The organism is Ornithinibacillus jepli (genome assembly GCF_047228935.1).
In the GTDB taxonomy this organism is placed as follows: Bacteria; Bacillota; Bacilli; order Bacillales; family Amphibacillaceae; genus Ornithinibacillus.
Map to the genome: position 1 here is coordinate 770418 of NZ_JBFEGG010000001.1, position 21746 is coordinate 792163.

At 35.4% G+C, this 21746-nt stretch carries 22 protein-coding genes and 1 other annotated feature; all 22 genes read left to right on the forward strand.

Going from position 1 to position 21746, the window contains the following annotated elements:
• Nucleotides 1–119 precede the first annotated feature (119 nt).
• The 22 genes from spoIIGA to pyrE all read left to right on the forward strand — a co-directional run bounded on the left by spoIIGA (nt 120) and on the right by pyrE (nt 21739).
• Nucleotides 120–1040 (forward strand): sigma-E processing peptidase SpoIIGA, encoded by a 921-nt coding sequence (gene spoIIGA, locus AB1K81_RS04025; protein ID WP_412975362.1) that lies wholly within the window; start codon nt 120–122, stop codon nt 1038–1040.
• Nucleotides 1041–1059: 19 nt separating this feature from the next.
• The gene (sigE, locus tag AB1K81_RS04030; RefSeq protein ID WP_412975363.1) at nt 1060–1779 is read left to right on the forward strand and encodes an RNA polymerase sporulation sigma factor SigE; all 720 of its coding nucleotides are present in this window, start codon (nt 1060–1062) and stop codon (nt 1777–1779) included.
• 120 nt (nt 1780–1899) lie between these two features.
• On the forward strand, nt 1900–2679 hold the full coding sequence (gene sigG, locus AB1K81_RS04035; protein ID WP_412975364.1) for an RNA polymerase sporulation sigma factor SigG: 780 nt from the start codon (nt 1900–1902) through the stop codon (nt 2677–2679).
• Nucleotides 2680–2785: 106 nt separating this feature from the next.
• Nucleotides 2786–3043, forward strand: coding sequence for a YlmC/YmxH family sporulation protein (locus AB1K81_RS04040; protein ID WP_412975365.1), 258 nt, complete (start codon nt 2786–2788; stop codon nt 3041–3043).
• A gap of 38 nt (nt 3044–3081) precedes the next feature.
• A complete protein-coding gene (pgeF, locus tag AB1K81_RS04045; RefSeq protein ID WP_412976113.1) occupies nt 3082–3882 on the forward strand; it encodes a peptidoglycan editing factor PgeF in 801 nt (266 codons plus the stop codon).
• Between the two features lie 25 nt (nt 3883–3907).
• Entirely contained in the window at nt 3908–4579 is a 672-nt protein-coding gene (locus AB1K81_RS04050) for a YggS family pyridoxal phosphate-dependent enzyme (protein ID WP_412975366.1), read from the forward strand.
• Nucleotides 4580–4595: 16 nt separating this feature from the next.
• A complete protein-coding gene (locus AB1K81_RS04055) occupies nt 4596–5021 on the forward strand; it encodes a cell division protein SepF (RefSeq protein ID WP_412975367.1) in 426 nt (141 codons plus the stop codon).
• 8 nt (nt 5022–5029) lie between these two features.
• On the forward strand, nt 5030–5314 hold the full coding sequence (locus AB1K81_RS04060) for a YggT family protein (RefSeq protein WP_412975368.1): 285 nt from the start codon (nt 5030–5032) through the stop codon (nt 5312–5314).
• A 10-nt stretch (nt 5315–5324) separates the two neighbouring features.
• Nucleotides 5325–6104: a YlmH family RNA-binding protein gene (locus AB1K81_RS04065; RefSeq protein WP_412975369.1), complete on the forward strand. Its 780-nt coding sequence runs from the start codon at nt 5325–5327 to the stop codon at nt 6102–6104.
• A gap of 165 nt (nt 6105–6269) precedes the next feature.
• The gene (locus AB1K81_RS04070; protein ID WP_412975370.1) at nt 6270–6773 is read left to right on the forward strand and encodes a DivIVA domain-containing protein; all 504 of its coding nucleotides are present in this window, start codon (nt 6270–6272) and stop codon (nt 6771–6773) included.
• Nucleotides 6774–6831: 58 nt separating this feature from the next.
• Nucleotides 6832–7060: a binding site (T-box leader), on the forward strand.
• Nucleotides 7061–7136: 76 nt separating this feature from the next.
• The gene (gene ileS / locus AB1K81_RS04075; RefSeq protein ID WP_412975371.1) at nt 7137–9893 is read left to right on the forward strand and encodes an isoleucine--tRNA ligase; all 2757 of its coding nucleotides are present in this window, start codon (nt 7137–7139) and stop codon (nt 9891–9893) included.
• Nucleotides 9894–10077: 184 nt separating this feature from the next.
• The gene (gene lspA / locus AB1K81_RS04080) at nt 10078–10548 is read left to right on the forward strand and encodes a signal peptidase II (RefSeq protein WP_412975372.1); all 471 of its coding nucleotides are present in this window, start codon (nt 10078–10080) and stop codon (nt 10546–10548) included.
• A complete protein-coding gene (locus AB1K81_RS04085; RefSeq protein WP_412975373.1) occupies nt 10545–11450 on the forward strand; it encodes an RluA family pseudouridine synthase in 906 nt (301 codons plus the stop codon). The genes lspA and AB1K81_RS04085 overlap by 4 nt, the downstream gene beginning before the upstream one ends.
• A 166-nt stretch (nt 11451–11616) precedes the next feature.
• Nucleotides 11617–12159, forward strand: coding sequence for a bifunctional pyr operon transcriptional regulator/uracil phosphoribosyltransferase PyrR (gene pyrR, locus AB1K81_RS04090; RefSeq protein WP_412975374.1), 543 nt, complete (start codon nt 11617–11619; stop codon nt 12157–12159).
• Nucleotides 12160–12306: 147 nt separating this feature from the next.
• Nucleotides 12307–13209 carry an aspartate carbamoyltransferase catalytic subunit gene (locus AB1K81_RS04095; protein WP_412975375.1) on the forward strand — a complete coding sequence of 301 codons (903 nt, stop codon included), beginning with the start codon at nt 12307–12309 and terminating at the stop codon, nt 13207–13209.
• A complete protein-coding gene (pyrC, locus tag AB1K81_RS04100) occupies nt 13184–14476 on the forward strand; it encodes a dihydroorotase (RefSeq protein WP_412975376.1) in 1293 nt (430 codons plus the stop codon). The genes AB1K81_RS04095 and pyrC overlap by 26 nt, the downstream gene beginning before the upstream one ends.
• Nucleotides 14463–15563 (forward strand): glutamine-hydrolyzing carbamoyl-phosphate synthase small subunit, encoded by a 1101-nt coding sequence (gene carA / locus AB1K81_RS04105; RefSeq protein WP_412975377.1) that lies wholly within the window; start codon nt 14463–14465, stop codon nt 15561–15563. The genes pyrC and carA overlap by 14 nt, the downstream gene beginning before the upstream one ends.
• Nucleotides 15556–18756, forward strand: a complete 3201-nt coding sequence (gene carB / locus AB1K81_RS04110; RefSeq protein WP_412975378.1) for a carbamoyl-phosphate synthase large subunit — start codon at nt 15556–15558, stop codon at nt 18754–18756. The genes carA and carB overlap by 8 nt, the downstream gene beginning before the upstream one ends.
• Entirely contained in the window at nt 18753–19508 is a 756-nt protein-coding gene (locus tag AB1K81_RS04115) for a dihydroorotate dehydrogenase electron transfer subunit (protein WP_412975379.1), read from the forward strand. The genes carB and AB1K81_RS04115 overlap by 4 nt, the downstream gene beginning before the upstream one ends.
• Nucleotides 19505–20419 carry a dihydroorotate dehydrogenase gene (locus tag AB1K81_RS04120; protein ID WP_412975380.1) on the forward strand — a complete coding sequence of 305 codons (915 nt, stop codon included), beginning with the start codon at nt 19505–19507 and terminating at the stop codon, nt 20417–20419. Before AB1K81_RS04115 ends, AB1K81_RS04120 begins: the two co-directional genes overlap by 4 nt.
• A complete protein-coding gene (pyrF, locus tag AB1K81_RS04125; RefSeq protein WP_412975381.1) occupies nt 20416–21129 on the forward strand; it encodes an orotidine-5'-phosphate decarboxylase in 714 nt (237 codons plus the stop codon). Before AB1K81_RS04120 ends, pyrF begins: the two co-directional genes overlap by 4 nt.
• On the forward strand, nt 21119–21739 hold the full coding sequence (gene pyrE, locus AB1K81_RS04130) for an orotate phosphoribosyltransferase (RefSeq protein ID WP_412975382.1): 621 nt from the start codon (nt 21119–21121) through the stop codon (nt 21737–21739). Before pyrF ends, pyrE begins: the two co-directional genes overlap by 11 nt.
• The last annotated feature ends 7 nt before the right edge of the window (nt 21740–21746 follow it).

Sequence of the window (21746 nt, forward strand, 5' to 3'; positions counted from 1 at the left end):
ACTTCATCTTCAATACATTCTAAAAAGTTTTCTCATGAGCGAACCTATATAAGTAAGGAGTGAATTCCTTAAATGACATAGTAAAATACTTTCTTGGTACCTTAGAAAGGAAGAAAAGTATGACCATTTACCTTGACGCAGTTTGGGTATTAAATTTTCTTTTGGATTTTATGCTCTTGATGTTAACTCAAGCACTTGGGCGAGAGTATACATCAAAAAGAAGATTAGTTTTTGGGGCCTTTATTGCGTCTTTAATTGTGCCAATTACTCTATATTTTCCAAACACCTATATCTCTACGGTGTTCGGTAAGATACTATATTCTATTCTTATCATCTTGGTTACATTCCGTTTTATCTCTGTAAAACAAATGATAAAGCAATTTTTATTGTTTTACTTTGTCTCCTTTGCTGTTGGTGGGGCATTGTTTGGAGCACATTTTTTATTACAACATCCAATTTCTCTTTCCACTAATGGCCTACTAACATTTAGTTCTGGATATGGCGATCCGGTTAGTTGGCTATTTATGATTATTGGTTTTCCAATTGCTTATTTGTTCACGAAGGGTCGTATGGACAAGCACGTAATAGAAAAAATACGCTATGACCAAATTTATAACGTCACGATAACAATAAATAAGAAAAGTTGCTCTACTACTGGATTTATCGATAGTGGTAATCAATTAACAGACCCATTAACGAAAAAGCCTGTTGTTATATGTGATGAAACTTTTTTGAAACAATGGTTTGACCAGAATGAATGGGATCAGTTAAAACGAGCTTATGAAGAGCTAAATGTAGAAAGCATTCCTATAAATTGGGAGAAATATATTCAAGTAGTTCCGTTCCATGGTGTTGAAGGAAAGAGCAACTTTTTGTTTGCGCTTAAACCCGAAAAACTTTCCATTACTTATGAAGAGCAGCAAATTGTTGCTACGAAGCTTTTAATCGGAATACAATTTTCAAATTTAACTGATGACAAACGGTACCATTGTTTACTCCATCCCGAAATTATTAAATTAGCAACTATTCATTCAGCATAACAAAAAAGGAGCGATACAAATGGAAAAATTGAAATTAAAATTTCGTATTTGGTGGTATAAATTATTAGCTAGATTAGGGTTTAAACCAAAAGAAATTTACTATATAGGTGGTAGTGAAGCTTTACCTCCACCATTATCGAAGGAAGAGGAAAGTGAACTCCTTGTTTTGTTAACAAAAGGTGATTCTTCAGCCCGGTCCGTTCTAATCGAACGAAATCTACGATTAGTCGTATATATTGCACGTAAGTTTGAGAACACTGGTATAAATATTGAAGATTTAATTAGTATTGGTACTATTGGTTTAATTAAGGCAGTAAATACATTTAACCCTGAAAAGAAAATAAAGCTTGCTACATATGCTTCTAGGTGTATTGAGAATGAGATTTTAATGTACTTAAGGAGAAATAATAAACTAAAATCTGAGATTTCATTTGATGAACCGTTGAATATTGATTGGGATGGTAATGAATTACTATTATCCGATGTACTAGGTACAGAAGAGGATGTTATTACGAAAAATTTAGAAACAAAGGTTGATAAGCATTTATTACAGAATGCATTATCACAACTTAATGATAGAGAGAAACAAATCATGGAATTACGTTTTGGCCTAGTTGGAGAAGAAGAAAAAACACAAAAGGATGTTGCAGATATGTTAGGCATTTCCCAATCCTATATATCGCGTTTAGAGAAGAAAATAATTCGAAGACTAAAAAAAGAATTTAATAAGATGGTATAGCTTGATATATAACTATTTCAGGCGGGTTATACCTTCTAAAACGATGATTCTAATTGCATAAATTTTCCCTTCCTAGGAGATACTGTCCATGAACAGCATCTCCAACTGGGAGGGTACAGAATGACTAGACATAAAGTTGTAATTTGTGGTGTGGATACATCTAAATTACCTGTTTTAACAAATGAAGAAATGAGAAAGTTATTTATTAAAATGCAAGAGGGAGATATCCACGCAAGAGAAGAGCTAGTAAATGGTAATCTACGTTTAGTACTAAGTGTCATTCAACGATTCAATAATCGGGGTGAATATGTAGATGATCTATTTCAAGTTGGTTGTATCGGACTAATGAAATCAATTGATAATTTTGATTTAAGTCATAATGTTAGATTTTCTACTTATGCAGTACCGATGATTATTGGTGAAATTCGTAGATATTTACGGGATAACAACCCGATTCGCGTTTCTCGATCTTTAAGAGATATTGCTTATAAGGCACTACAAGTTAGAGAAAAGTTAATTAATAAAACATCCAAAGAACCTACTCCAGCTGAAATTGCTGCAGAAATGGGAGTTCCTCATTCTGATGTAGTATTTGCAATGGATGCCATTCAAGATCCAGTGTCATTATTTGAACCAATTTATAATGACGGTGGAGACCCGATATATGTTGTCGACCAAATAAGTGATGATAAAGATAGAGATGATACATGGGTAGACAAGCTTTCCTTAAAAGAGGGAATGCATCAATTGAATGAACGAGAAAAAATGATTCTGAATAAACGCTTTTTCCAAGGCAAAACACAAATGGAAGTTGCAGATGAAATCGGTATTTCACAAGCACAAGTTTCTCGTCTAGAAAAAGCTGCAATTAGTCAAATGAATAAGCAAATGTTTGAATAAGTTAAAAGGAATAGACAAATATGTCTATTCCTTTTTCTATGTCATTGACATCTGAATGAACTACTAGTCTAGTGCATATATATTAGGGTAAGGGTGGGTGAGTCGGATGATAACTTTATCAGATTTACAAGCAAAAGAATTAATTGCTATTAATGACGGAAGAAGGTTAGGTCATATTTCAGATTTAGAAATTGACCCGGATCGTGGGAGAATTGTTGCACTAGTTATTTACCTACGTGAAAAAAAGGGAGGTTTTTTTGGAAAACCTGATGAATTAATGATATATTGGGAGCAAATCGTAACAATTGGCTCGGATGTAATCTTAGTAAGAGATGTTGATGGGGCTAAATTGTTTCTAGAATGACTTCATAATATGTTACAGGGGGAATTTTTTTGCTAGATGTGTTCCAGTATAACGATAAAGCATTTCTACATATTGATAAATGGATGAATATTGCACCAGACTTAACAGTAGGATTTACGACTAGGTATGGTGGAGTAAGTAAGGAACCATTTCACTCCAATAATTTAGGATTGCATGTTTCTGACAATAGAGAGGATGTTCTGCAGAATAGAGAGAGATTAGCTTCTTCACTTTGCTTCCCTTTAGAAAACTGGGTGAGCGGAGAACAAGTTCATCAATCAAAAGTCTATGTTGTAAGTAATGATGACCGAGGAAGCGGTTCGACTTTTGTAGAGTCTTCTTTAAAGGGTATAGATGGATTAATCACTTGTGAGAAGGGGATACTTTGTACTGCTTTTTTTGCTGATTGTGTTCCATTATTCTTTTTTGATCCAAAAACTAGATATATCGGAATTGCCCATGCAGGCTGGAAAGGAACAGTTGGAAGGATTGCCGAGGAAATGACTAAGAAGTTTGTAGAGGTCGGAGCTAATGCTGAGGACATACTTGTTGCTATCGGTCCATGTATATCTAACGAAAACTATGAAGTGGATAATTATGTGAAAGAACGAATTCCAGAAGCATTTCAGAAAGAGGTGCTAACACCATTAGGTAATGAGCACTATTTATTAGATTTAAAGAAACTAAATGTCGAAATTCTTGTACAAGCTGGTATATTTCGTAGTAATATAGATGTAACAAATTACTGCACGTTTAGGGATGAGGATTTATTTTTTTCTTATCGTCGGGATCAAGGGAAAACCGGTCGAATGTTAGGTTTTATTGGTTTTACTGGTTAGTTAGTAAGGAGGAGTATTCACTAGCATGGATGTTTCAAAAAATTTAACAGAAATTAAGGCTAAAATGGAAGAAGCATGCAAATATAGTAATCGAAATATAGATGATGTCAACCTAATAGCTGTAACGAAATATGTTACAATAGAAAGAACGATGGAAGCTATCCATGCAGGTATACATAATCTTGGTGAAAATCGTCATGAAGGCTTCTTAGAAAAATTTAACTATATTGGAAATAAGGCTACATGGCATTTTATTGGAAGCTTACAATCAAGAAAAGTAAAAGACATTATTGATAAGGTAGATTATTTACATTCCTTGGATAGACTGTCATTAGCAAAAGAAATTGAAAAACGTGCTACATCTACTATTAATTGTTTTATTCAGGTAAATGTAAGTGGAGAGGGAACTAAGCATGGTCTACGTCCAGATGAAGTACTTCCCTTTGTGGAGGAGATTTCCGAATACTCTAAGATTAGAGTTGTCGGATTAATGACTATGGCTCCACATACAGATGATAAAGAATTATTACATAATGTTTTTCGCAATCTTCGTAACTTACGCGATACTATTAGAGAGAAAGAGTTTCATCATGCACCTTGTGAATTTTTATCAATGGGAATGAGTAATGATTTTGATATTGCTATTATGGAGGGTGCTACCCATATTCGAATTGGCTCTAAATTAGTAGGGTCGTAAATAGTGAGGTGAAATAATGAGTATTAAAAACAAGTTAAAAACATTTTTTGCTATGGATGATGACTATGAATATGAATACGTTGAAGAAGAAATTGTAGAAAGCCCCAGTATTAAAAATCAGCCTCCTAATCATAATGTGATCAACTTAAAAAGTGTTAAAACGAGCTCTCCCAAAGTAGTTCTATATGAACCGAGAACATTTGACGAAGCACAACAAATTGCGGATAACATAGTGAATAAACGGGCAGTAGTTATTAATCTACAACGTTTGGAAACATATGAGGCAAAACGGATAGTGGATTTCTTAAGTGGTACTGTGTATGCTGTGAATGGGGTTATTCAACGTTTAGGATCACAAACGTTTTTATGTGCACCGGATAACATGGATGTTTCCGGTTCTATTTCAGAGACTTTAGAAGAAGAATTAAATAAAGGATGGTAACTTAAGCTATGTGGCTAAATACACTTTTTGAGATTTTAGTTTATGCATTACGTATTTATAGTCTAGGATTAATTGTTTATATATTTATGTCATGGTTTCCTGGATCTAGGGAATCGTCTTTTGGTCGAGTATTAACGAAGCTATATGAACCGTATTTGGAGCCGTTCCGTAAATTTATTCCGCCATTAGGTATGATTGATTTCTCCCCTATCGTTGCTATTATTGTTTTACAATTAGCTGGAACAGGGCTTCTTGCTTTATATGATATTCTTTTCAGACTAATCTACCTGTGAGTGTAGTTGGATGGATATATATCAACATTTTCGTAAAGAGGAGCATGGCTTCATAGACCAAGTAATATCGTGGAAGGAACAAATTGAACGCTCTTTTATTCCAAGATTAACGGACTTTTTAGATCCAAGAGAACAACAAATAGTAGAAATGTTAATCGGAACAGAAAATGATGAGTTACAACTCCATTTATTTGGTGGCGGAAAGCATTCAGAGCGTAAACGAGCTATTATAGCTCCATTTTATGATGTAATCACAGAGGATTCCTTTAACATTTCTTTATTACAAGCTACCTATCATGAAAAGTTCGTCTCCATTGCCCATCGAGATGTGTTAGGTGCCTTTTTATCTTTAGGAATGAAACGGAAAAAAGTTGGAGATATCTTTGCCAATAATGGTAAAGTGCAACTACTTGTCGATAAAGATATTGCCTCCTATGTTTCCATGAACTTAACTTCGATAAAAAAATCATCTATTACATTTGAGGAAAAATCTTTTGCTAATTTAATTGAACAGGAACCGATTTGGTCTGAAACTGAAAAAATAGTCTCTTCATTAAGACTTGATACTATTTTGAAAGAAATTTATTCTATCTCGCGAAAAGATGCCCAAGCACTTATCCAAAAAGGATTGGTTAAGGTAAATTATCGTACTGTTGAAGATAGTAAGTTTTCCTTAAGAGAAGGAGATATGATTTCCTTAAGAGGAAAAGGTAGGAGTAAACTAATCGCCATCAATGGTCAAACGAAAAAAGAGAAAATAAAAATAACAACGGCGTTATTACAAGTATAGTAAAGAACAACTTTTTGATATATAATGGTATCAAATAGTTGTTTTTTTGCATTTTTTCTATAAAAATGAGCAAATATTGCAGGAAATACATAATTTTTGTCGAATTTTACTGTATACTTATAATGGACTTATTGTTTTTTTAAAATTCATAGGGAGGTTAACCAAATGCCATTAACACCACTTGATATTCATAATAAAGAGTTTACAAGAAGTTTTCGCGGATATGATGAAGATGAAGTTAATGAATTTTTAGATCAGGTTATTAAAGATTATGAAATGGTTATTCGTGAGAAGAAAGAAATGAAAGAAAAGATTGAGCAAATGAATGAAAAGCTTAGCCATTTCACCAATATCGAAGAAACCTTAAATAAATCCATATTAATTGCTCAAGAAACAGCAGAGGAATTAAAAGGGAATGCATCGAAGGAATCTAAATTAATCATTAAGGAAGCAGAAAAAAATGCTGATCGTATTATCAATGAGGCATTAAGTAAGTCTCGTCAAATTTCAATAGAAGTAGAAGAGTTGAAGAAACAAGCAAAAGTGTTCCGTACACGTTTAAGAATGTTAATTGAAGCGCAATTAGATATGATTGGATCAGATGATTGGGATGGATTGTTTGACTTAGAAGTTGGTAAGGAATTAGAACTAACTAATCAAGATTCGTAAGTCTTGACGTTTCATGAAATTTTACATATAATGCTTACACGTATAGGTAATAATAAGTAGAAATACGATGAAAGAGAAAGTATAAAAACAGGGTGCTTGTTTTAGCGATCTAGGGACTGGTGGAAGCCTAGTACGGCACGTTTTTAGAATATCACTCTTGAGTATCCAATTTGAAAGGAAACAAGTAGAATTGGACGTCTTATTCACGTTACGAATTTCGAGTGAATTTAAAATGGAGTGCATTTTAAATTTATAAGGGTGGTACCGCGAGTCTTCTCGTCCCTTCCAGGGATATGAGGGGCTTTTTTATTTTTTAATTTTTCATCAATTATGATTCGTTAAAACATGAGGAGGTAATAATCAGTGGACTATAAAGAAACGTTACTGATGCCAAAAACCGAATTTCCAATGCGCGGAAATTTACCAAATAAAGAACCACTTCGCCGTGAAAAATGGGAAGAAATGAACTTGTATGAGAAATCAGTTGAAAGAACAAAGGGTAGGCCAACCTTTATCCTACATGATGGGCCACCATATGCTAATGGTGATATTCATATTGGCCACGCGCTTAACAAAATTTTAAAAGATTTCATTACTCGCTATAAATCCATGTCTGGTTATCATGCACCATATATTCCAGGATGGGATACACATGGACTGCCGATTGAAACAGCTTTAACCAAAAACAAAAAAGTTAAACGTAAAGAGCTTTCCGTTGCTGAATTTAGACAATTATGCGCGGAATATGCACTTACCCAAGTAGATAGCCAACGTTCTCAATTTAAAGAACTAGGTGTACGTGGTGATTGGGAAAATCCATATATTACACTAACAAAGGACTATGAAGCAGCACAGATTAAAGTATTCGGTGAGATGGCTAAGCAAGGTTATATCTATAAAGGGTTAAAGCCAGTATATTGGTCACCTTCTTCTGAATCAGCGCTTGCTGAAGCAGAAATTGAGTACTATGATAAACGCTCTGCATCTATTTATGTTGCATTTGAAGTGGTTGATGGAAAAGGTGTCCTAGATCCAGGCGATAAGATTGTAATTTGGACAACTACTCCATGGACAATTCCAGCAAACTTAGGTATAAGTGTTCATCCTGAGATTAACTATGTATTAGTTGATGTAAATAATGATAAATTTGTTGTTGCAGAGGCATTATTAGAAACGTTAACTGCTGAGCTGGAATGGGCTAACCCTCAAGTTGTGAAAAACTTTAAAGGGCATGATATTGAGCGTGTTACAGCGAAGCATCCATTCTATGACCGTGAATCATTAGTTATGTTAGGTGAACACGTAACGACTGATGCTGGAACAGGATGTGTTCATACTGCCCCTGGTCACGGGGAGGATGACTTCTTTGTATCAAAACAATATGGGATCGATGCTTTTTGTCCTGTCGATCATAAAGGGGTATTCACTAGTGAAGCACCTGGATTTGAAGGAATGTTCTATGATGACGCTAATAAAGCTATCACCGAAAAGTTAGAAGAGGTAGGTGCTTTACTAAAACTGTCATTTATAACACACTCTTATCCACATGACTGGAGAACAAAAAAACCTACTATTTTCCGTGCAACAGCACAATGGTTTGCATCAATTAAAGATTTTCGTGAAGACATTTTAAACGAAATTAAAAAAGTCAACTGGTATCCATCTTGGGGAGAAACAAGACTCTATAATATGGTCCGAGATCGTGAAGATTGGTGTATTTCACGTCAGCGTGCTTGGGGTGTTCCAATTCCTGTATTTTATGGTGAAGATGGTACTGCGATTATTACAGACGAAACAATTGAACATGTATCAAATTTATTTGCTGAACATGGTTCAAATATTTGGTTTGAGCGGGAAGCAAAAGACTTACTACCAGAAGGATTTACTTCAGAGCATAGTCCAAATGGAGAGTTTACAAAAGAAACTGATATTATGGATGTTTGGTTTGATTCTGGCTCTTCACACGCAGGAGTATTACTGAACCGAAATGACCATGATAGACCAGCTGATGTATATTTGGAAGGAAGTGACCAATACCGTGGTTGGTTTAACTCATCTATTTCTACAGCGGTAGCAGTTACAGGTAAAGCTCCTTATAAAACAGTTATTAGCCATGGATTTGTACTAGATGGCAATGGACGTAAAATGAGTAAATCTCTTGGAAATGTTGTCGTACCAAGTAAAGTTTTAAAACAATTAGGTGCAGATATTTTACGTTTATGGGTATCTTCTGTTGATTATCAAGCAGATGTACGTATCTCTGATGATATTTTAAAACAAACTTCTGAAGCATATCGCAAAATTCGTAATACATTCCGGTTCATGCTAGCGAATTTGGCTGATTTCAATCCGGAAACAGATCGCGTTCCAGAAGTGGAAATGGAAGAAGTAGATCGATACATGTTACACCGATTACAACAACTAGTGAAGGAAGTAAGGGAAAGCTACGAAAAATTTGAGTTTTCACCTATTTTCTCTAACATTCATAATTTCTGTGCTGATGATTTAAGCTCATTCTATCTAGATTTCGCTAAAGACGTCCTGTACATTGAAGCTAGCGATAATCATCGTCGTCGTAGTATTCAAACCGGTTATTATGAAATTTTAACAACTTTAGTACAGTTATTAACGCCAATTATTCCTCATACTGCTGATGAGGTATGGGAATATATCCCTGGAGTAAAAGAAGAAAGTCCACAGCTCACAGATATTCCAGAGCCAAGAGTAATTGAAGGCTTTGAAGGTTTAGAAAGTAAGTGGGAACACTTCATGTCAGTACGTGATGATGTATTAAAAGCTCTGGAAGAAGCTCGTAATGAAAAAGTAATTGGTAAGTCATTAGAAGCTAAAATTACGATAGTTCCGAAAGATGATGAAACAACAGCCGTATTAAATGCAATTAACGATGTTCATCAGCTATTGATTGTATCTGAAGCATCTATAACCAATCAATGTGAAGGAACTACAGAATACCGTTATGTAGATATTCTTGTAGAAAAACACCCAGCAGAAAAATGTGAACGTTGTTGGGTTGCATCCGAAACAGTTGGGGAAAGTGAAAAGCATCCAACATTATGCTCTCGTTGTGCTGATGTTGTTGAAAGACACTATTCTGAGTAAAATATAATACATGGTAAAGGGTATAAACGAGTTCAAAGTTTATACCCTTTTTTTATATATTACAGATTAATATAACTCTTGATTACCCTTTAAATCATTGAATTTTTAATGGATACAGTATAATATTAACTAAGGATTTATAGTCAAATAATAGAGAAGTAGCTTAATCGGAGGGGTAACCGGAATGTATCGGTATTATATTTTAGCAGTATTAGTAATAGCGTTAGACCAATTTACCAAGTATTTAGTAGTTAAAAATATGGAATTATATGAACAAATTTCGATTATAGATGGATTCTTTTCTTTGACCTCACATCGAAATAGTGGTGCAGCATGGGGGATATTAGAAGGGAAAATGGGTTTCTTTTATGTGATAACATTAATTGTGGTTATCGGAATCATTTACTTTCTACATAAATATGGAAAAGAAATTAAATTATATGGTATCGGTTTAGGATTAATCTTAGGCGGTGCTATCGGTAATTTTATCGATCGCTTATTCCATCAAGAAGTAGTGGATTTTTTTGACTTCGTTATTTTTGGATATGATTTCCCTATTTTTAATATTGCTGATTCAGCATTGACTGTCGGTGTTGTATTAGTTGTAATTGCAACGCTAATTGAAGAGAAAAAGCAGAAAGGAAAAAGTAAATGACGTTACAGCATGTTGTTACAGAAACTGAAAATAAAATGCGGATAGACAAATTATTAGCAGAGATAAACTCTGGAGAGTCCCGTTCAAAAATTCAAGGGTGGATTTCGAAAGAACTAGTTATGGTTAATGATGAAATTGTGAAAGCAAATTATAAGTGTCAAGTTGGAGATGTAATCACCTGGAGAATTCCAGATGTTGAACCTTTAGATATTGAAGCAGAAAATATTCCTCTTGATATTGTATATGAGGATAGTGACCTATTAGTAGTGAATAAACCAAAAGGGATGGTAGTTCATCCTTCAGCTGGACACCAGTCTGGAACTTTAGTTAATGGCTTGTTATACCATTGTAAAGATTTGTCAGGAATAAATGGTGTGGAACGTCCTGGTATTGTTCATCGTATCGATAAAGATACTAGTGGATTATTACTAGTTGCCAAAAATGATATTGCGCACACTAACTTGTCTGAACAATTGTCTAATAAAGATGTGGAAAGAAAGTATGAAGCGGTTGTTCACGGTGTAATAAATCATGATACAGGCATGGTTGATGCACCCATTGGAAGGGATCCAAAAGATCGTCAACGAATGAGTGTTGTTGATAACGGGAAATCTGCCGTAACCCATTTTCAAGTATTACGTCGTTTTAATAACTTTACTCATATTGAATGTCAATTAGAAACAGGTAGAACACATCAAATTCGAGTTCATATGCGTTATATTGGGTTCCCGCTTGTCGGAGATCCAAAATACGGACCGAGAAAAACATTAGATACGAATGGTCAAGTGTTACATGCGAAAGTTTTAGGTTTTACGCATCCAACAACAGGAAAGTGGCTACGATTTGAAGTTGATGCACCAACTTATTTCCAGGAACTACTCGATCAATTAGAAATATTGTAGTTGACAGTATACGTTTATTTTGAAATAATAGAGCAAATGAATAAGAACCTTTAAATTTGAGTCCAGAGAGGCTAAAAAGGAATCGGTTTTTTATGGGATACGTATGATTAACCCCCTTTTTTCCTCATGGAGAAAAGGGGGGTTTTTATTTTGGAGGGAAACATTCATGAACAAGAAAACAGAAATCTTAGATGAACAAGCAATTAACCGAGCGCTTACGAGAATTGCACATGAAATACTTGAAAAAAATAAAGGTGGAGAAAATCTAGTTATTGTTGGAATTAAAACTAGAGGAGTCCCGCTTGCAAAACGAATACAAGAAAAAATAAAAAAAATAGAAGGTTTAACATTACCTATTGGTGAATTAGATATTACGTTATATCGTGACGATTTAGAAAAAGCTGTAGAGAAAAATGAACCTGAAATACGATATACTGATATTCCAGAAGACATTACGAATAAAAAGGTAATATTAATCGATGATGTGCTTTATACAGGACGAACTGTAAGAGCAGCAATGGACGCTGTGATGGATATAGGTAGACCTTCACAAATCCAGCTTGCTGTTTTGGTAGACCGAGGTCATCGAGAGTTACCAATACGTGCAGATTATGTAGGTAAAAATATACCAACATCAGAAAAGGAGATTATTGTGGTTCGGCTTAATGAAACGGACCAAACTGATTTAGTATCCATTTATGAAAAATAAATAGAAAGGACCTTTAAATAAATCCAGAGAGGTTTACAAGGTCGCTTTGATAACGTGCTAAAAAATTCTGCACGTGTACCTCTTTGCGACCAAAAGGCAAAGAGGTTTTTTTATTGGCTTACATTATAAGAGATAGGGGTGTTACTCGTGAATCATTTTATATCCGTTGATCAATTAACAAATGAGCAAATTTACCAATTATTAGAAAGTGCAACTAAGTGTCAATCAAATGAAATAAAAATCCCAAATCAATTATTTGTAGCAAATTTATTTTTTGAGCCAAGTACTAGAACGAAAATGAGTTTTTCTGTTGCAGAGAGAAAGCTAGGTTTAGAAGTATTAGACTTTCAACCAGAAACTTCAAGTTTAACAAAAGGAGAATCCCTTTATGACACAGTCAAAACTTTTGAATCAATTGGGGCCAATGCAGTAGTCATTAGACATAAAGCAGATAATTGGGTTGAAGAGTTGGAGGGATTCTCCATTCCGATTATAAATGCTGGTGCTGGTACACGGGAACATCCTACACAGTGCATGCTTGATCTTTTAACCATCTATCAGGAATTTGATAAATTTGACAATCTGAATATCGTAATGGTAGGAGATATCAAGCATAGTAGGGTAGCAAGGTCTAATGCCAATACACTAAGAAAACTTGGAGCTAATGTATATTTAAGTGCTGCACCAGGCTATGAAGATGAATCATTACCCTTTCCTTACATTACACTAGATGAAGCAGTTGAATTTTGTGATGTTGTGATGATGCTAAGAATTCAACATGAAAGACATGTTAAAAAGCATGAAACAAGTAAGTATTTGGAACGATTTGGATTAACGAAAGAAAGAGAACGGAGGATGTTACGTAATGCTATCATTCTCCACCCTGCTCCGATAAATCGAGGAGTTGAAATGGATACTGAGCTAGTGGAATGTAGTCGTTCAAGAATCTTTAAACAGATGCATAATGGAGTTTACATGAGAATGGCAATTTTAATGTATGTATTAGAAGAATGGGGGATTATCAATGAAAATCTTGTTAAAGAATGCTAAGCGATTGATGGAAAACGGAGAACTTGAACGTTGTGAGGTTTTAATTGAAGAAGGAAAAATAAAGGAAATTGGTTTATCGGTTGAAAATGGGGATATTGATCGAATAATAGATTGCGAAGATAAATTACTTACGCCTGGATTTATCGATGTACACATCCATTTACGTGAACCGGGTGGAGAGTATAAAGAAACAATTAAAACAGGTACAATGGCAGCAGCTAGAGGTGGTTTTACTACTGTATGTGCAATGCCAAATACAAACCCGGTACCAGATAATAAGGAAGTATTTAGTAGTCTACTAGAAAAAATAAAACAAGATGCTTTAGTTCGTGTCTTGCCATATGCATCTATAACGAAAGGATTAGGTGGTAATACGTTAATCGATATGGAAGGATTAGCTGAACTAAATGTATTCGCCTTTACAGATGATGGGGTAGGTATACAAACGGCAGACATAATGCTTCGTGCGATGAAAAAAGCAGCTTCAGTTGGAAAAGCCATTGTTGCCCACTGTGAAGATAACTCGATAGTCTATGGTGGTGTTGTTCATGAAGGGAACGTAGATAAACGCCTTCATTTACCAGGAATTCCTTCATTAAGTGAATCCGTTCAAATTGCTCGTGATGTGCTTTTAGCTGAAGCAGCTAGTTGTCATTACCATGTTTGCCACGTTAGTACAAAGGAATCGGTTCGGGTCATCCGCGATGCGAAGAAAGCAGGGATTAAGGTCACTGCAGAAGTTACTCCACATCATCTTATACTAAATGAAGAAGCTATTACCGAGGATGATGCTAACTTTAAGATGAATCCTCCATTAAGAAGTAAAGAGGATCAAGAAGCTTTAATCGAAGGCCTATTAGATGGAACGATTGATTTTATTGCAACAGATCATGCCCCACATAGTGCTGATGAAAAGGCGAGAGGCATGCTCGATGCACCATTCGGAATTGTAGGATTAGAAACAGCTTTTCCACTACTCTATACAAATCTAGTAAAAACGGGGAAATTCACATTAAGCCAATTAGTTAACTGGTTAACAGTAAAACCTGCGAAAATATTTAACTTACCATTTGGGAGATTAACTGAAAATGCTGTAGCAGATCTAACACTAATTGATTTAAATAAAGAAGATACTATTGATAAACACACGTTTTATTCTAAAGGGAAAAATACACCATTTCATAATTGGGAAGTAACTGGTATACCTGTACTTACTATTTGTGGAGGTAAAGTAGTGTATGAGGAGGAAAGCTATGTTGAAGCGTAAACTATTGTTAGAAGATGGAACTGTATTTACTGGCGTAGGTTTTGGAAGTGACCGTGAGATTAGTGGGGAAGTTGTTTTTAATACTAGTATGACTGGGTACCAAGAGATCATTTCAGACCCATCATACTGTGGGCAAATTGTAACATTAACGTATCCACTAATTGGGAACTACGGAATTAACCGTGATGACTTTGAAACAGTAGCTCCTTTCATTAATGGATTGATCGTAAAAGAATATAGTGAGTTTCCATCCAATTTCCGTAGCGATGAAACGATAGATAGTTATTTAAAAGCACATGATATTCCTGGTCTTTCTGGTATAGATACAAGAAAGCTAACCAAATGTATTCGTAATGCTGGAACAATGAGAGGTTATATTGCTAATGCAGAAGTAACAGATGAAGAAATTCTTGCAAGATTATCGAATATCCCAGTTCTACGCAATCAAGTGAAACAGACATCGACTTCCAATCCATATATAGTGCCAGGTAGAGGTAGACGTATTGTTTTAGTTGATTTTGGAATGAAGCATGGGATTTTACGTGAACTAACAAAACGTAATTGTCACGTAACTGTTGTCCCGTATAATTACAGTGCAGAAAACATCTTACGTTTAAAACCGGATGGAATTATGCTTACGAACGGACCAGGAGACCCACAAGATGTTCCTGAAGCAATTGAAATGATTCAAAAAGTCATCCATGAAATTCCGATATTTGGAATTTGTTTAGGCCATCAATTATTAGCCCTTGCATGTGGAGCAGAAACCGAAAAGATGAAGTTTGGTCATCGTGGTGGAAATCATCCGGTTAAAGATTTAATCAATGGCAAAACATTTTTAACATCACAAAATCATGGCTATGCAGTAAAAACCTCGACACTTACAAATACAGATTTAGAACTAACACAAATTGCATTGAATGATCATTCGGTTGAAGGAATTAGACATAAAGTTTTTCCTGCATTTTCCGTTCAGTACCACCCAGAAAGTTCGCCTGGTCCGGAAGACTCTAACTACTTATTCGATGATTTTCTTAGTTTAATAGAGCAAAATTCGACTAAACAGGAGGAGAAAGTTTATGCCTAAAAATAAAGACATCCAGAAAATACTTGTTATTGGTTCAGGTCCAATCGTAATTGGTCAAGCAGCAGAATTTGACTATTCTGGTACCCAAGCATGTCAAGCACTTAGAGAAGAAGGCTATACCGTCATTTTGGCAAACTCCAATCCAGCTACTATTATGACAGATCAGACAGTGGCCGACAGGGTATATATGGAGCCATTAACTGTTGACTTTTTAACGAAGATTATTAGAAAAGAGCAACCAGATGCAATATTACCAACATTAGGTGGTCAAACCGGTTTGAACTTAGCAGTAGAATTGGATAAAACAGGTATTTTACAACAGTATAAGGTAAAACTTCTAGGTACTTCACTACAAGCAATTCAAAAAGCAGAAGACCGTGAAAAATTCCGTAATCTAATGCAAGAAATTAATGAGCCAGTTCCTGAAAGTCGTATAGTGAATACGGTAGAAGAAGCTGTTGAATTTGCAGGGGAAATTGGTTTTCCTCTCATAGTTCGACCTGCCTACACATTAGGTGGCACTGGTGGAGGTATGTGTTACGACGAAAATGATTTAAGAGATATAACTCGAAACGGGCTATCATTGTCACCCGTTAACCAATGTTTAATTGAAAGAAATATTGCGGGATATAAAGAAATTGAATATGAAGTAATGCGAGATAAAAATGATCAGGCAATAGTTGTGTGTAATATGGAGAATATTGATCCAGTAGGCATTCATACAGGAGACTCTATTGTTGTTGCACCATCTCAAACGTTAAGTGACCGTGAATACCAGTTATTAAGAAATGCTTCTCTAAAGATTATTCGAGCATTAGAGATAGAAGGTGGTTGTAATGTTCAGCTTGCATTAGATCCCATTAGCTTCAATTATTATATCATTGAAGTAAATCCGCGAGTTAGCCGTTCTTCCGCCCTAGCTTCAAAAGCAACTGGATATCCAATTGCGAAAATGGCTGCAAAGATTGCTGTTGGATTAACGTTAGATGAAATCATTAATCCTATCACTGGAACAACATATGCTCTATTTGAGCCTGCACTTGATTATGTTGTTACGAAAATACCAAGATTTCCTTTCGATAAATTTGTAACTGGTGATCGAAAACTAGGTACACAAATGAAAGCAACAGGAGAAATCATGGCAATTGGTCGGAATTTTGAAGAATCTCTTTTAAAAGGGATTCGTTCCATGGATATCGGTACAGAAGAGTTAGGTTTAGCGAGTTTAACCTTTGCAACTGAAGACGATATTCTACAACGATTAAAAGCTGCTGATGATGAACGGATTTTTGTTATAGCGGAAGCATTTCGCAGAGGGATAACACTAGAGAAAATATTTAACCTTACGAAAATTGATCCATTTTTCTTAGAAAAGATAGAAAATCTAGTCAGGTTTGAAGAAGAAATAAGTAGTAACCCACTTTCAAATGAGATTTTACACCAAGCAAAACAAAAAGGATTCTCTGACAGCCATATAGCTAGACTTTGGAATCTAACCATCGATGAACTATATGTTTATCGTATCAAGAAAAAAATTATACCAGTCTACAAAATGGTGGATACATGTGCAGCAGAATTTGATTCTCAAACTCCTTACTTTTATAGCACATATGAGGAAGAAAACGAATCACTTCCGTCAGATAAAAGAAAAGTATTAGTTTTAGGATCTGGGCCAATCCGTATAGGGCAAGGGGTAGAATTTGACTATGCAACGGTTCATTCGGTGCTTGCTATAAAAGAGATGGGCTTTGAAGCAATAATTATGAATAATAATCCAGAGACAGTATCCACGGACTTTAGTATTTCCGATAAATTATATTTCGAGCCACTTACATTAGAAGATGTTATGAATGTTATTAATCTAGAAAAGCCTGAAGGAGTTATCGTGCAATTTGGTGGGCAAACCGCTATTAATTTAGCGGAAGGTCTTGCAAAAAGAGGAGTAACTATTTTAGGAACAACATTAGAGGCAATAGATAAAGCTGAGGATAGAGATAAATTTGAATTGTTACTGGATGAGTTGGGGTTACTAAGAGCTAAAGGAAAAGCAGTAAGAGAATTGAAACAAGCAGTAGAAGTTGCGGATACAATTGGCTATCCCGTATTAGTTCGCCCTTCTTATGTTATAGGTGGTAGTCGAATGGAAATCGTCTACAATCAAGAAGAACTGAAAGCATATTTGCATAAAACAGGTCATATTACTGATCGCCATCCAATTCTTGTAGATAAATATATTACTGGAATAGAAGTAGAGGTGGATGCGATTAGTGATGGCGAAACAACAATAGTGCCGGGAATTATGGAACACATAGAACGTTCTGGTGTACATTCCGGTGATTCAATTGCAGTTTATCCACCGCAACGTTTGTCAGATAAAGTAAAGGAAGAATGTTTTAAAGCGACATTGAAAATTTCACAGGCTCTTCGTGTTAAAGGACTAGTGAATATTCAATTTATAATCTGTGGTGAAGATGTATATGTATTAGAAGTAAACCCTAGAGCAAGTAGAACAATTCCTTTCTTAAGTAAAATTACGGGCGTAACAATGGCGAATCTAGCAACTAGATGTATTCTAGGTGAAAAATTATCCGATTTAGGTTATCAGTCTGGGATTCTACCAGAAACAAAGCAAGTATCAGTAAAAATACCAGTATTCTCTTTTGAAAAACTACGGAGTGTAGATACGATATTAGGTCCTGAGATGAAGTCAACAGGTGAAGCGATTGGTTATGACAAGACGATGGAAAAGGCGCTTTATAAAGGGCTTCTTGCAGCTGGTATATCAGTACCAAGTGATGGTGCAGTATTAATTACAGTAGCAGATAAAGATAAGCTTGAAATGCTACAGATTGCAGAGAGATTCCACCAACTTGGCTTCCAATTGTATGCAACAGAAGGAACAGCTTCTTTCATACGAAGTTCAAAGCTTCCAGTCATTGAAGTTGCAAAACTTGGTGCAAAGGAGCCGAATGTACTTTCTATTATCGAGGAAGGCAAAGTACAATTTGTAATAAACACATTAACATCAGGTAATAAACCTAGATCTGATGGCTTTATGATTAGAAGGATATCAGTGGAAAGAGGTATTCCGTGTCTTACAAACTTAGATACTGCGAATGCAATTTTAAATGTAATAGATTCTACAACATTTAGTGCTAACCCGGTGCAAACAAAAGAGGTTGTTCTTCTATGATTAGAAAAGTAAAAATGGAAATTCTATCTAAAACAATTATCGCACAGGACACTATAGAGATGGTTTTACAAAATGAACTGATCAGTAGACAGGCTAACCCTGGACAATTTTTGCATATTCAAGTTGGAGCCCATACGTTAAGAAGACCAATCTCCATTGCGGATTGTAATAGGGAATTAGAAACCGTAACCATATTATTTAAGGTAAATGGTCAAGGTACTAAAGAATTAGCGAACTATAATTCTGGTGAAAAATTAGAAGTACTAGGACCTTTAGGAAATGGTTTTCCAATTGAGGAAGATGTGCCATCAACTATTTTATTAGTTGGTGGTGGGATTGGAGTTCCCCCATTATATTATTTAGGAAAGAACTTGAAGGAAAAAGGGTGCAATATTATATCTGTCCTTGGATTTCAGCAGAAAGATCATATTTTTTATGAGGAAGAGTTTTTATCTTTAGGAGAGCTAATAATTGTTACGAATGATGGTTCTTACGGACACAAAGGTTTTGTAACTGATGTTTTACACGATATCAATTCCTATGACCGCTACTATTCCTGTGGTCCAATTCCAATGTTAAAGGCGCTAACAACTAGATTAGAAGGCAAAAAAGGCTATATATCCTTGGAAGAAAGAATGGGGTGTGGAGTTGGTGCATGTTTTGCCTGTGTAATACAAACTAAAGATAGAAGACGCTATAAGAAGATTTGTAAGGATGGCCCTGTGTTTACGACTGAGGAGGTTTATATATGACAACTCTTTGTACTGAATTACCTGGACTTTCCTTGAAAAATCCAATTATGCCAGCGTCTGGGTGTTTCGGGTTTGGCCGAGAATACAGTGAATTTTATGACTTGGGTAAGTTAGGTGCAATTATTATGAAGGCGGCAACAGGTAAAGAACGATTTGGTAATCCAACACCAAGAGTTGCCGAGACTACTGGAGGCATGTTAAATGCGATTGGGCTGCAAAATCCTGGCGTCGATAAAATTATTGAAACAGAGGTACCATTCTTATCCCAATATGACACTAATATTATCGCTAATATTGCTGGAAGTACATTAGAGGAGTATGAGCAAGTAGCAGCTGCTTTTAATCAAACTAATAAGGTCGACGCTCTTGAACTAAATATTTCTTGCCCTAATGTAAAAGAGGGTGGGATACAGTTCGGAACAGATCCTACTATGGCTGCTCGTGTAACAGAAGTGGTAAAAAAAGCTAGTAATCTACCTGTATATGTCAAACTATCTCCTAATGTTACTGATATTGTATCGATGGCAAAAGCAGTAGAATCTGCCGGTGCAGATGGGCTATCCATGATTAATACCATTACTGGCATGCAAATTCACTTACCATCAAGAAGACCACTTATTGCAAATAAAACAGGAGGTTTATCAGGCCCAGCAATTAAACCAGTAGCAATACGGATGATTTACGAAGTAAGCCAGCAAGTTTGTATACCGATTATTGGTATGGGTGGTATTCAAACAGCAGAAGATGTTCTAGAATTTTTGTTAGCCGGTGCAAGTGCAGTTGCAGTTGGAACTGCTAATTTTCAAAACCCATTAATTTGTTCAGAAATAATTGATGAACTGCCGACAACATTGGAAAAATATGGATATTCATCTGTGGAAGAAGCAGTTGGAAAGGGGATTACAGCATGACAAATTCCATTTACGTAGCTTTAGACTTCTCTAGCTGGGAAGAAGCAAATAGTTTTTTAGTAACTAATGATTTATATGGTGTTCCTGTAAAGGTAGGAATGGAATTGTATTACAAAGAAGGCCCAAAAATCATTGAAAAGTTAAAGGAGAATAATCACTCGATATTTCTTGATTTAAAACTTCATGATATCCCTACTACAGTCATGAAGGCAATGCACGTATTAGCTAAATTAGAAGTTGATATAGTCAATATACATGCACTAGGTGGAAGTGAAATGATTGTTAGAGCTAAGGAAGGCTTAATAAATGGTAATCCAAATGGTGAAACGAAATTAATTGCGGTAACGATTTTAACCTCCATGGAGGAACATGTCTTAAATAATGAATTGAAACTTACTGGTAATCTAACAGATACGGCAGTACATCTTGCAAAATTAGCATGTAACAATGGAGCAGATGGTGTAGTTTGTTCAGTTCATGAAGTTGAGGCTATTAAAAAAGCATGTGGTGATCCATTTATAACGGTTACACCAGGTATACGATTAACGCATACCGATTCTTTTGACCAAAAACGTATTGCTACCCCTAGTGTTGCTCGAAGTACTGGTGCTGATCATTTAGTAATTGGAAGAAGTATTACGAAATCTTCTAATCCAAAAGAAGCTTATAAATTAGCGGTTAAAGAATGGGAGGAAGCATATGACAATTAGTCGTGATTTGTCTAGAGAATTATTAAAAATTAAAGCAGTTCAAATTAATCCTAATGACTACTTTACATGGACTTCGGGGTTAAAATCACCTATCTATTGTGATAATCGAATTACGATGTCTTACCCTGATGTACGTATGAAAATCGTAACTGCTTTTGTTGAAAAAGTGAACGAAATGGAGATAAAACCTGACGTAATCGCTGGTTGTGCAACAGCTGGCATCCCACATGCTGCATGGTTAGCTGATAAGTTAAACCTTCCAATGATTTATGTTCGGTCGAAGCCAAAAGGTCATGGGAAAGGAAATCAAATTGAAGGTGGGAGTGTAGTTGGGAAGAAAATATTAGTAATCGAGGACTTAATTTCAACAGGTGGCTCATCTTTAGAAGCGGTCGAAGCGTTAAGGAGAGAAAAGGCTAGTGTGTTGGAAGTAATGTCAATTTTTACATATGGGTTAAAAAAGTCTCATCATAATTTTGAACTTCATGACATCACTTATCAAAGCTTAACCAACTATGATGAATTACTTCATGTTTTAGTAGAAGACGGTAAACTAACGAGTAAGGAAAAAGTAGTCCTATTAGATTGGCGCCATTCTATAGACTCATAAAAGGTTA

Coding starts and splice junctions, on each gene's coding strand:
- spoIIGA (WP_412975362.1), top strand. CDS start 120: ATGACCATTTACCTTGACGCAGTTTGGGTATTAAATTTTCTTTTGGAT.
- sigE (WP_412975363.1), top strand. CDS start 1,060: ATGGAAAAATTGAAATTAAAATTTCGTATTTGGTGGTATAAATTATTA.
- sigG (WP_412975364.1), top strand. CDS start 1,900: ATGACTAGACATAAAGTTGTAATTTGTGGTGTGGATACATCTAAATTA.
- AB1K81_RS04040 (WP_412975365.1), top strand. CDS start 2,786: ATGATAACTTTATCAGATTTACAAGCAAAAGAATTAATTGCTATTAAT.
- AB1K81_RS04050 (WP_412975366.1), top strand. CDS start 3,908: ATGGATGTTTCAAAAAATTTAACAGAAATTAAGGCTAAAATGGAAGAA.
- AB1K81_RS04055 (WP_412975367.1), top strand. CDS start 4,596: ATGAGTATTAAAAACAAGTTAAAAACATTTTTTGCTATGGATGATGAC.
- AB1K81_RS04060 (WP_412975368.1), top strand. CDS start 5,030: ATGTGGCTAAATACACTTTTTGAGATTTTAGTTTATGCATTACGTATT.
- AB1K81_RS04065 (WP_412975369.1), top strand. CDS start 5,325: ATGGATATATATCAACATTTTCGTAAAGAGGAGCATGGCTTCATAGAC.
- AB1K81_RS04070 (WP_412975370.1), top strand. CDS start 6,270: ATGCCATTAACACCACTTGATATTCATAATAAAGAGTTTACAAGAAGT.
- lspA (WP_412975372.1), top strand. CDS start 10,078: ATGTATCGGTATTATATTTTAGCAGTATTAGTAATAGCGTTAGACCAA.
- AB1K81_RS04085 (WP_412975373.1), top strand. CDS start 10,545: ATGACGTTACAGCATGTTGTTACAGAAACTGAAAATAAAATGCGGATA.
- pyrR (WP_412975374.1), top strand. CDS start 11,617: ATGAACAAGAAAACAGAAATCTTAGATGAACAAGCAATTAACCGAGCG.
- pyrC (WP_412975376.1), top strand. CDS start 13,184: ATGAAAATCTTGTTAAAGAATGCTAAGCGATTGATGGAAAACGGAGAA.
- carA (WP_412975377.1), top strand. CDS start 14,463: ATGTTGAAGCGTAAACTATTGTTAGAAGATGGAACTGTATTTACTGGC.
- carB (WP_412975378.1), top strand. CDS start 15,556: ATGCCTAAAAATAAAGACATCCAGAAAATACTTGTTATTGGTTCAGGT.
- AB1K81_RS04115 (WP_412975379.1), top strand. CDS start 18,753: ATGATTAGAAAAGTAAAAATGGAAATTCTATCTAAAACAATTATCGCA.
- AB1K81_RS04120 (WP_412975380.1), top strand. CDS start 19,505: ATGACAACTCTTTGTACTGAATTACCTGGACTTTCCTTGAAAAATCCA.
- pyrF (WP_412975381.1), top strand. CDS start 20,416: ATGACAAATTCCATTTACGTAGCTTTAGACTTCTCTAGCTGGGAAGAA.
- pyrE (WP_412975382.1), top strand. CDS start 21,119: ATGACAATTAGTCGTGATTTGTCTAGAGAATTATTAAAAATTAAAGCA.